This is a genomic window from Streptomyces sp. NPDC058157, from assembly GCF_042884105.1.
Taxonomy (GTDB): domain Bacteria; phylum Actinomycetota; class Actinomycetes; order Streptomycetales; family Streptomycetaceae; genus Streptomyces.
The window spans coordinates 1-9745 of sequence record NZ_JBHVUQ010000235.1 but is presented as its reverse complement, the minus strand read 5'-3'; the positions used below and the strand labels follow the sequence as shown (position 1 = coordinate 9745).

7 protein-coding genes are annotated in these 9745 nt (G+C 73.3%); 2 read left to right on the top strand and 5 right to left on the bottom strand.

All coding sequences use genetic code 11. The features are described 5' to 3' along the window. Positions 1 to 2595: ATP-binding protein (locus ACFVXK_RS33790; protein WP_389619574.1), on the top strand; the 2595-nt coding region annotated here is incomplete at its 5' end. A gap of 62 nt (positions 2596 to 2657) precedes the next feature. On the opposite strand, the gene ACFVXK_RS33785 is transcribed toward ACFVXK_RS33790, so the two are convergent. From ACFVXK_RS33785 to panB, 3 genes are all read right to left on the bottom strand, one after another. Beyond that, the gene (locus ACFVXK_RS33785; protein ID WP_389619571.1) at positions 2658 to 3500 is read right to left on the bottom strand and encodes an ABC transporter permease; all 843 of its coding nucleotides are present in this window, start codon (positions 3498 to 3500) and stop codon (positions 2658 to 2660) included. Then, complete coding sequence (locus tag ACFVXK_RS33780; RefSeq protein ID WP_389619568.1) at positions 3497 to 4519, bottom strand: ATP-binding cassette domain-containing protein; 1023 nt, start codon at positions 4517 to 4519, stop codon at positions 3497 to 3499. The genes ACFVXK_RS33785 and ACFVXK_RS33780 overlap by 4 nt, the downstream gene beginning before the upstream one ends. Positions 4520 to 4638: 119 nt before the next feature. Then, the gene (gene panB / locus ACFVXK_RS33775; protein ID WP_389619565.1) at positions 4639 to 5499 is read right to left on the bottom strand and encodes a 3-methyl-2-oxobutanoate hydroxymethyltransferase; all 861 of its coding nucleotides are present in this window, start codon (positions 5497 to 5499) and stop codon (positions 4639 to 4641) included. A gap of 307 nt (positions 5500 to 5806) precedes the next feature. Between panB and ACFVXK_RS33770 the strand changes: the two genes are divergently transcribed. Continuing rightward, positions 5807 to 6856 carry an endonuclease/exonuclease/phosphatase family protein gene (locus ACFVXK_RS33770; protein WP_389619562.1) on the top strand — a complete coding sequence of 350 codons (1050 nt, stop codon included), beginning with the start codon at positions 5807 to 5809 and terminating at the stop codon, positions 6854 to 6856. Between the two features lie 56 nt (positions 6857 to 6912). Here ACFVXK_RS33770 and ACFVXK_RS33765 read toward each other — a convergent pair whose 3' ends face one another. Together ACFVXK_RS33765 and ACFVXK_RS33760 are read right to left on the bottom strand one after the other, a co-directional pair. Beyond that, the gene (locus ACFVXK_RS33765; protein WP_389619559.1) at positions 6913 to 8667 is read right to left on the bottom strand and encodes an NAD+ synthase; all 1755 of its coding nucleotides are present in this window, start codon (positions 8665 to 8667) and stop codon (positions 6913 to 6915) included. A 112-nt stretch (positions 8668 to 8779) separates the two neighbouring features. Beyond that, the coding region (locus ACFVXK_RS33760; RefSeq protein ID WP_389619556.1) for a hypothetical protein at positions 8780 to 9745 on the bottom strand (966 nt) is incomplete at its 5' end.

Genomic DNA, 9745 nt, shown 5'->3' with positions numbered 1-9745 from the left:
GTGTCGCACCCCGCCCCGGCCCCCGCCGGAGCCGCCGCCTGGCCGGACCCGACCGCCCCGGCCCCGGCCGTCGCCCCCGCCCCCGGGAACCTGCGGGCCCGGCTGACCACCTTCGTCGGGCGGGAGGAGGACATCCGGGCCATCGGCGGCGACCTCGCGCGGGCCCGGCTCGTCACCCTGCTCGGGCCCGGCGGGGCCGGCAAGACGCGGCTGTCGCAGGAGGCCGCCGAGGCGTACCCCGCGGCCGACTGGCCCGACGGGGTGTGGCTCGTGGAACTGGCGCCCGTCGACGACCCCGAGGACGTCGCCGAGGCCGCCCTCGCCGCCGTCGGCGCCCGCGAGACCAAGCTGCGCGGCGCCGCCGCCGAGGAGCTGCGCGCCCTCACCGACCGCACCGGCGACGACCCCCTCGACCGGCTCGCCGAACACTGCTCCCGCCGCCGGCTCCTGCTGCTCCTGGACAACTGCGAGCACGTCATCGGAGCCGCCGCCGAACTCGCCGAACGCGTCCTGACCCGGTGCCCCGGCGTGCGGATCCTCGCCACCAGCCGGGAACCGCTCGGCGTGCCCGGGGAGTTGCTGCGGCCCGTCGAGCCGCTGCCCGACCCCGTCGCGCTGCGGCTGCTGGACGACCGCGGGGCCGCCGCCAAGCCCGGCTTCCGGGTCGCCGACGACCCGGAGGCCGCCGCCGAGATCTGCCGCCGCCTCGACGGGCTGCCGCTCGCCATCGAACTGGCCGCCGCCCGGCTGCGCCTGCTCACCCTCCGCCAGATCGCCGACCGCCTCGACGACCGCTTCCGGCTGCTCACCGGCGGAGCCCGCACCGTCCTGCCCCGCCAGCAGACCCTGCGCGCCGTCGTCGACTGGTCCTGGGACCTGCTGGACGGCGCCGAACGGGCCGTCCTGCGCCGGCTGTCCGTCTTCGCCGGCGGCTGCGACCTGGAGGCCGCCGAGGCCGTCTGCGCCGACGGCAGCGGGCTCGACGTCGCCGACGTCATGGCGGCCCTGGTCGACAAGTCCCTCGTCGTCGCCGCCCCCGGCCCGGCCGGCGACATGCGCTACCGGCTCCTGGAGACCGTCGGCGAGTACGCCGCCGAGCGCCTCGACGAGACCGACCGCGACGAGACCGAGCAGCGCCACCTCGTCCACTACCGCGAACTCGCCCGCACCACCGAGCCCCGGCTGCGCGGCCACGGCCAGCGCGCGGCAGCCGACCGCCTCGCCACCGAGTACGAGAACGTCCGCACCGCCCTGCGCCGCGCCCTCGCCACCCGCGACGCCGGCGAGGTGCTGTGCCTGATCCACGCCCTGGCCTGGTACTGGCACATGCAGGACCTGCGCGCCGAGACCCGGCACTGGACCGAGGCCGCCGCCGCGCTCGGCCCCGACCCCTTCACACCGCCCCACGTCCCCGCCGGGCCCGTCCACGAGCGGCTCCTCGACACGCCCCCGCCCTACTCCGGCGAGGTCCTCGCCGAGGGCTGGCGCGCCCTGCACCTGGTACGCCTGACCGGCCGGGACCAGACGAGCGCCGACTGGGACAACCCGGAGGTCCGCGCACAGGTGGCGGGCGTCCTCGCCGTCTACCGGCCGGGCCTCCCGCAGACCTGCCGGACCCCGGGCGCGCTGTGGATCTACGCCGTGATGATCGCGGGGGACGCCGGGCTGCTCAAGCGGGTCGTCGACGCGACCGTCGCGACCGCCCGCGAGCTCGGCTACGGCTGGGAGCTCGCCTCCGCCCTCCAGCTGCGGGCCAACATCCTCGCCAACCGCGCCGACTGGGCCGGCGACGCCTCCCGCGACGCCGACGAGAGCCTGGCCCTCTTCCGTGAACTCGGCGACGACTGGGGCTGCGCCGAGGCGCTGTCGGCCCGGGCCGAGGCCCGGGAGAAGCGCGGGGACTACGCCCTGTCCGCCCAGGACTACCGCGCGGCGATCGAGCACGCCGAACGCCTGGGCGCCAAGGCGCAGGTGACGGTGTTGCGGGTGCGGATGGCGGGCTCCCTCGTCGAGAGCGGCCGGATGGAGGAGGCCGAGCGCATCCTCGTGGAGGACCTCGCCACGGTGGAGCGGTTCGGCAACGAGGCCGTGCCGGCCGGCCGGATGTTCCTCGCCGGGATCTACGGCCGCACCGGCCGGATCCCGGCGGCCCGGGAGGAGATCCGGCTGCTGCGGGAGGAGTTCGCATTCGGCGCCTTCGCCGTCTTCGACGTGTTCCTGCTCGCCACGACGGCCTGGCTGGACAACCAGGAGGGCAAGTACGAGGACGCCCTGGCCCTGGTCCGCGAGGCGGCGCGGGCGGGCCGGCACCCGCTGGCGATGATGGTCGCCCCGCACATGCCCGCCCTGTACCTGCTGACGGCCGCGGTGGCCCGGATCGGCCTCGGCGGGCCGGACGCGGCCCACGAGGGCGCGCGGCTGATCGGCGCCTACCACGCCCACCTGCCGGCCGGGCACTTCCCCGTCAGCACCGAACGCGAGGACGCCGCCCGCGCCGGGCAGCGGGCGCGGGCGGAGCTGGGGGACGCCGGGTACGAGGCGGCGTACGCCGAAGGCGGCGGCCTCTCCCTGGAGGAGGCCACCGCCCTCATCTGATCCGGCCGGCTCCCCCGTGCGGGCCGTCCGGGACGCGATCCGGACGGACCGGCCGCCCGGGATCAGGTCTTCTGGCGGAACTTGCGGACCGCGATCGGCATGGTGACGGCGGTGATGCCCACCGACCACGCCAGCGTGATCCACACGGAGTGGCCCAGCGGGGTGCCGTTGATCAGCCCGCGGGCCGCGTCGGCCAGGTTGGACAGCGGATTGACGTCGGTGAAGCTCTGCAGCCAGCCGGGCATCGTCGTCGGCGGGGCGAAGATCGAGCTGCCGAACTGCAGCGGCATCAGGACCAGCATCGCCATGCCCTGGACGGCCTGCGCCGTCTTCATGGTCAGACCCAGCAGGATGAAGATCCACATCAGCGAGGCGCCGAAGACGGCCGACAGCCCGATGGCGAGGAACAGGTCCAGCACCGAGGTCTTGATGGACAGGCCCAGGATGAAGCCCACGGCGAGCAGGATCGCGATGGCGACCATCATCCGGCCGAGCTCGACCACGATCTTCGCGATGAGGACCGAGGACCGGGCGATCGGCATGGACCGGAAGCGGTCCATCACGCCCTTCTTGAAGTCGTCGTTGACGCCGGTGCCGACACCCATGGCGATGTTCATGCCCATCATCGCCATCAGGCCGGGGACCACGTAGTTGACGTACTCGCCCTGGTTGCCCTTGCCGGAGATGGCGCCGCCGAAGACGAAGACGAACAGCAGCGTGAAGATGATCGGCATGAACAGGACGTCGAACATCGACTCCGGGTCCTGCTTGATCTGCAGGGCGTTGCGGCGCACCAGGGCGCCGATGTGCCGCAGGTTGCCCCGCAGGCCGATCCGGCCGTCCTCGGACGGGGCCGCCGCGGCCGCCCGGGGGGCCGCGGGCTTGGTGGTGGTGACGGTGCTCATGCCGCGACCTCCTCGGTCTTCTCGGTGGGAACGGAGTCCTCGGACGGGGCGGGCCGCTGTCCGGTGATGGACAGGAACACCTCGTCGAGGCTGGGCAGGTAGGTGCCGAGGTCGGCGATTGCGTACCCGCGGCCGGCCAGCAGGCCCACGACGGCCGTCAGCTGCTCGTCGCTCAGGATCGGGACGAGGAGCACGCCCTCGTCCGGGACGGCCTGGGCGCCGGACACCCCGTCCAGACCGGCCTCGGACAGGGCGCGGGCCATGTCCGGCAGGTCGGCGGAGGCCACCGGGCGGATCCGCAGGGTCCGGCCGCCGACGCGGGCCTTCAGCTCGTCGACCTTGCCGTTGGCGATGACCTTGCCGCGGTCGATGACCGTCAGCTCGCTCGCGAGCTGCTCGGCCTCCTCCATGTACTGGGTGGTGAGCAGGACGGTGGCCCCCTCGGCGACCATCCGCTGCACCTCGTCCCACACCTCGTTGCGGGTGCGGGGGTCCAGGCCCGTGGTCGGCTCGTCCAGGTACAGGACGGCCGGGCGGCCGATCATCGACGCGGCCAGGTCGAGCCGGCGGCGCATGCCGCCGGAGTAGTGCATCGCGGCCTTCTTCGCGGCCTCGGTGAGCGAGAACCGCTCCAGCAGCTCGTCGGCCCGCGACCGGGCCTCCTTGCGGGACAGGTCCAGCAGCCGGCCGATCATGTAGAGGTTCTCCCAGCCGGAGAGCTTCTCGTCGACCGAGGCGTACTGGCCGGTCAGGCCTATGGTGCGGCGCAGCTGCCGCGGCTGGCGGACCACGTCGTAGCCCGCGACCGTCGCCGTGCCGGAGTCGGGCACGATCAGGGTGGACAGGCAGCGGACCAGGGTGGTCTTCCCGGCGCCGTTCGGGCCGAGGACACCGAGCACGGTGCCCTCGCGGACGTCCAGGTCGACCCCGTCCAGGGCCTTCGTGTCGCCGTAGTGCTTCACCAGCCCCCGCACTTCGACGGCGTGGGGCTTCTTGTCGTTTCGCGTCATGTCCCCCATGGGACCAGCCGCCACTGACAACCCCCCGACAAACCCCCGACAGGCGGCCGACAGCCCGCCGACACCCCGGGAGCGGGCTGTCGGCGGGCCGCAGGCGCCGCCTGCCGGCGGCTCCGGGACTAGTGGAAGGCGTGCTCCGGCTGCGGGAACGTTCCGCCGACCACGTCCTCGGCGAAGGCCTTCGCCGCGTCACCCATGGTCGCGCGCAGGTTCGCGTACTGCTTCACGAACCGGGGCATCTTCCCGCCGGTCAGGCCCATCATGTCGGTCCACACCAGCACCTGCGCGTCGCACTCCGCACCCGCCCCGATACCGACGGTCGGGATGTGCAGGGACCGGGTGACCTCCGCGGCCAGCTCGGCCGGGACCAGCTCCAGGACCACCGCGAACGCGCCCGCGTCCTGCGCCGCCTTCGCGTCGCGCAGCAGCTGGTGCGCGGCCTCGTCGCCCCGGCCCTGCACCCGGTAGCCCATCGCGTTCACGGACTGCGGCGTCAGGCCCAGGTGGGACATGACCGGGATGCCGGACTGCACGATCAGCTCGGTCTGGGCCAGCGAGCGCTCGCCGCCCTCCAGCTTCACGGCCCCGACACCGGCCTCCTTCACCAGCCGGGTCGCGCTGCGCAGCGCCTGCACGGCGCCTTCCTGGTAGGAGCCGAACGGCAGGTCGCCGACGACCAGCGCCCGGCTGGTGCCCCGTACGACGGCCGCCGACAGCAGCGTCATCTCGTCCATCGTCACGGGGACGGTGGTCTCGTAGCCGAGGTGACAGTTGCCCATCGAGTCGCCGACGAGGATCACCGGGATACCGGCCTCGTCGAACACGGACGCCGTCATGGCGTCGTAAGCGGTGAGCATGGGCCACTTCTCGCCGCGCTCCTTGGCGAGGGTGAGGTCGCGGACGGTGATCCGCCGGGTGCCCGTGCCTCCGTACAGGGTGGGGGAGGCGGCTTCGCGGGCAGGCGAAACGGCATGCGTCATTGCAACTGCTCCTTGTGTCATCTCGAGGCGCCCTCACGGCGTCCCCGGACTCACCCACCATGGTGGCACTCCCGCGGCCGTGGACGGAAGTGCCGCAGCCACGGCGCACCGACCGGTCCGTCACACTCCTGGCCGGGCTCCAGGCGCGCGGGAGCCAATGTGCGCGTTTCGTGACAAGCGGAACCCCGGCCGCACGGCCGTTCGTCCTCCCGGTCGTACGTCCGTGAAGGACGGCACGGAAGGCTCTCGTCATCGCCTAGGGTCAAGGGGCGGGGACGGAGCGCGAGCACGGCAGCGAGGACATGGCATGGCACAGGCGTACATGACGGAGACGGGGAACGGCGGCTCCGAGCCCGGGCCCTCCGGATCCGGTCTGCGACGCCGATGGGCCGCGCTGCGCCGCAAACTGGACGAGCTGCGCCGCGACCCCGGCATCTGGAAGCGCGGCATCGTCACCGCCGCCTTCGCCCTGCTGATCTCCGGGATCATGGTCTTCCACGCCGAGCTGCCCAACGACGTCGGCAACCTCGGCAGCCTCACCGAGACCTTCCTGCCCTGGCTGGGCGTGTTCGTACCGTTCCTGCTGGCCGTCGCCGTGGTCCGCAGGTCCGCGACGGCCCTGCTCGCGATACTGCTGACGGCCGCGGTCTGGGTGAACCTCTTCGGCGGCCTGGTCACCGACAAGTCGGGCTCCGGCGGCAACCTCATGGTCGCCACCCACAACGTCGACGCCGACAACGCCGACCCGCGCGGCACGGCCCGTTCGGTGGCCAAGTCCGGGGCCGACATCCTGGCCCTCACCGAGCTCAAGGCGAGCGCCGTCCCGATCTACGAGGAAGTCCTCTCGGGGACGTACAAGTACCACGCGGTCGAGGGCACGGTCGGCGTGTGGAGCAAGTACCCGCTGACCTCCAGCAAGCCCGTGGACATACGGCTCGGCTGGACCCGGGCCATGCGCACCACCGTCGCCGGCCCCTTCGGCGAGATGGGCGTCTACGTGGCCCACCTGCCGTCCGTCCGGGTCAAGCTGAACGCCGGCTTCACCGCCAACCAGCGCGACAACAGCGCCGACGCGCTGGGCGCGGCGCTCGCCGCCGAGCCGCTGAAGAACGTCGTCCTGCTCGGCGACCTCAACGGCACGATGAACGACCGCTCGCTCTCCGAGGTCACCTCGCAGATGCGCTCCACCCAGGGCGCCGCCGGCAACGGCTTCGGCTTCAGCTGGCCCGCCCAGTTCCCGATGGCCCGCATCGACCAGATCATGGTCCGCGGGGTGAAGCCGGAGGCCTCCTGGACCCTGCCGCGCACGGGCAGCGACCACCTCCCGGTCGCGGCGCGGCTCACGGTCCGCAAGTAGCGCCGGACACGCGCAAGGGCCCCGCCGTACGCCGCGGCGGGGCCCTTGCGTACGCCCTACGGGTGCTCGCGCCAGCCGTTGGTGATCGGCAGCCGCCGGTCCTTCCCGAAGCCCTTCGCGGAGATCTTCGTGCCCGGCGGGTACTGGCGCCGCTTGTACTCGGCCGTGTCGACCATCCGGATGGTCCTCGCCACCAGCTCCCGCTCGAAGCCGGCCGCCACGATCGCCTCCAGGCCCTGGTCACGGTCCACGTACAGCTCCAGGATCGCGTCCAGCACCGGGTAGTCCGGCAGTGAGTCCGTGTCCACCTGGCCCGGGCGCAGCTCGGCGCTCGGCGGCTTCACGATCGAGTTCTCCGGGATCGGCGGGGTCTCGCCCCGCTCGGCCGCGGCCCGGTTGCGGTGGCGGGCGAGCCGGAAGACGTCCGACTTGTAGACGTCCTTGATCGGCCCGTACGCGCCGACGGAGTCCCCGTAGAGGGTGGAGTAGCCCACGGCCAGTTCCGACTTGTTGCCCGGGGCCAGCACGATGTGGCCCTCCTGGTTCGACAGCGCCATCAGCAGCGTGCCGCGCAGCCGGGACTGGAGGTTCTCCTCGGCCAGGCCGGTCAGCTCCAGCGCGCCCGTGTAGGCGTCGAACATCGGCTCGATCGAGACGGTCCGGAAGTTCAGGCCGGTCCGGCGGGCCAGGTCGGCGGCGTCGTCCCGGGAGTGCTGCGAGGAGTACTTCGAGGGCATCGACACCCCGTACACGTTCTGCGCGCCGATCGCGTCGCAGGCGAGGGCGGCGACGAGGGCCGAGTCGATGCCGCCGGAGAGCCCGATCAGGACGGACCGGAAGCCGTTCTTCCGGACGTACGCCCGCAGGCCCACGACCAGCGCGTCGTACACCTCCTCGTCGTCGTCCAGGCGGTCGGCGTAACCGCCGGTCACCACCGGCTCGTACGGCTCCACCGGCTCCGCGGACAGGACGACGCGCTCGATGCGCAGCCCGTCGTCCACGATTCCCTCCGGGGCGTCGGGGCGGGCGGCCGGCAGGTCCAGGTCGACCAGGACGCACCCCTCGGAGAACTGCGGGGCCCGGACGAGCACCTCCCCGGCGGCGTCCACGACGATCGAGTCCCCGTCGAAGACCAGCTCGTCCTGGCCGCCGATCATCGCCAGGTAGGCCAGGGTGCAGCCGGCTTCCTGGGCCCGCTTGCGGACCAGTTCCAGGCGGACGTCGTCCTTGTTGCGCTCGTACGGGGAGGCGTTGACCGAGATCAGCAGACCGGCCCCGGCGGAGCGGGTGGCGGGGACGCGGCCGCCCTCCTGCCAGAGGTCCTCGCAGATCGCCAGCGCCACGTCGACCCCGCCCACCCGGATCACCGGCTGGGTGTCGCCGGGGACGAAGTAGCGGAACTCGTCGAAGACCCCGTAGTTGGGGAGGTGGTGCTTGGCGAAGCGCAGGACGACCTCGCCGCCGTGCAGCACGGCGGCCGCGTTCTGCGGGGACCCGGCCGGCCGCCCGAGCCGGTCGGCGGCCCGCTCGGAGCGGTCGAGGTAGCCGACGATCACGGGGAGCCCGCCGAAGCCCTCGTCGGCGAGGCGCCGGGCGAGGCCGGCCAGGGCGGCGCGGGAGGCGTCGACGAAGGACCCGCGCAGGGCGAGGTCCTCGACGGGGTACCCGGTCAGCGCCATCTCGGGGAACGCCACGAGGTGGGCGCCCTGCTCGGCGGAGTGCCGGGTCCAGTGCACGACCGAGTCGGCGTTGGCGGCGATGTCGCCGACGTGCGAGTCGATCTGGTTCAGCGCGAGGCGAAGTTGAGGCACGGGCCCAGTGTAATCGTCTTTCTGACGCGATGTCCTGGACCCGGGCCGTTCCGCCGCCGCTCCGTCGCCGTTCCGCCGCGTTCCGTCGCCGCTCCCGCCCGTCGGATCCCGCCTATCCGACGGGGCCGCTGAACTTCGCCGGGTCCATCAGGATGCCGGGGGAGAGCTCCGCGCTGATGCTCTTCGTGCCCTCGGGGACCTCGAAGGCGGCGACTCCGGTGGCGGACTGGCCGGGCTGGATCACGCCCTCGATCCGCCTCGGGGTGTCGCCGTCGAAGACGAGCTTGGCGGAGCCGCCCTTGTCGTCCTTGACCGCGGGCATGGCGTAGATGACGTTGTGGGGCTTGTCGGTGCCGTTGGTGATGGTGAAGGACACCTCCACCGCGTTGCCCACCTCCATCCAGGTGGCCTTGCTGACGTACTTGCGCGGCGCCGACAGGGTCACCTTGAGGCCGTCGGGGTAGGTCACCGTCCGGTCGAAGGGGACGGGCGTGGTGAAGCCGGGGCCCGAGGGGGTCTTGGAGCCCTTCGGGGTCTTGGGGGGCGTGGAGAAGGGCGGGGCGGAGGGGGTGGGGGAGGGGTCGTCCTCCCAGTCCTCGGGGTCCTCGCCCCACTGGGGGTCGTTCAGCCGCTCGTGGGAGATGCGGTCGTGGGCCTTGTCGAGGATCAGGGCGGTCAGGAACCAGCCGCCGACGGACGCGCCGAGGCCGAGGACGCCGAGGACGGCGCCGGCCACGGCCATGGTCCGGCGCCCGGCACCCTTGCGGGCGCGGGCCACGCCGCCGCCGGCGAGCCCGATCCCGACGAGGGCGAGCAGGCCGCCGAGCCAGAAGAGGAACGGGATGACCCCGAGGACGAGACCGAGCAGCGAGAGCACGAGCCCGGCGACGGCCAGCCCGTTGGTCTGCGGCAGCGGGGCCGGGTAGTACCCGGCCACCCCCGGCTGCCCGGGGTAGCCGGGGTAGCCCGGGTAGCCGGGAGCCCCCGGGTAGCCCGGGTAGCCCGGGTAGCCGCCCTGGCCGCCCTGCGGGGGCGGCCCCCACGAACCCCCGGGCGCCCCGTACGCGGGGCCCGGCGG